Origin of the sequence: Stenotrophomonas maltophilia group sp. RNC7 (genome assembly GCF_030910085.1) — a bacterium.
Taxonomy (GTDB): domain Bacteria; phylum Pseudomonadota; class Gammaproteobacteria; order Xanthomonadales; family Xanthomonadaceae; genus Stenotrophomonas; species Stenotrophomonas sepilia.
Window position 1 is genome coordinate 1 of sequence record NZ_JAVFVN010000798.1, and the last position, 800, is coordinate 800.

Below are 800 nucleotides of genomic sequence, written 5' to 3' on the forward strand. Positions count from 1 at the left end.
GTATCATCGGCCCAAGACGATTTTCAGAGATCAATTTCTGAACATAGCAAGCGCGTTGAAGCTTTAGCGGACGAATACAAGAAGCTTGCTGCCATCCTCACTGCTTGCGCGGTGGCGGCGAAAAACGTGCTGCATTACGATTTGTTCGGATCTCCAGAATATCGAATGGTGATGTCGTCGGATCGGGCGGCCCAACAGATCGCTGATGAATTTGAAGGTCTTGTCTCAGAAAATCTGAAAAAGATGATGGGCGACATGAAACTCGCATACCAGCACATGGTTCGCATTTAACCATTAAAGCCTCGCTCTATACTTCAAATGGCTTCACAGAGCGGGGCTTATACGTTTCAGCCTTGAATTTACGCGACGCATTTGCCGGATTCGACCAAGTGCCGTTGTGATCTCCACCGGTAAAATTCGATAGAATTCTACAACGGAGGCCACAATGGCACGAACATTAATTGGCGAGCTTTTGCTTCGGATCAAAGCCGATACGCGAGAAGCGAAGAGCGTTAGCGATGCGCTCAAGAATGTTGAGAGAAATGCCAAATCGCTTGGCGGTATTGGCTGGGGTTCCAACTTTCAGCAATCGTTGAACAAGCTGAAAGCCACGCCGCGAGAGATGGATGCGATCACAAGATCGTGGAAGAATCTTATCGATCAAATCGAGAGAAACGGTATCGACAAAGCCATTGCGCGTGGCTTGAAATCTAATTGGAAATCGACCGTGACGTCGCATTTTGCAGCCATGCGTGCGGAAGCCGACAGATTTGAGAAACACCATGACATGGTGATGCGAC

At 48.5% G+C, this 800-nt stretch carries 2 protein-coding genes; both read left to right on the top strand.

All coding sequences use genetic code 11. The features are described 5' to 3' along the window. Positions 1 to 291: hypothetical protein (locus tag RCF13_RS19310; RefSeq protein ID WP_308141459.1), on the top strand; the 291-nt coding region annotated here is incomplete at its 5' end. A 154-nt stretch (positions 292 to 445) separates the two neighbouring features. Further along, on the top strand, positions 446 to 800 hold a 355-nt coding region (locus RCF13_RS19315), incomplete at its 3' end, for a hypothetical protein (protein WP_308141460.1).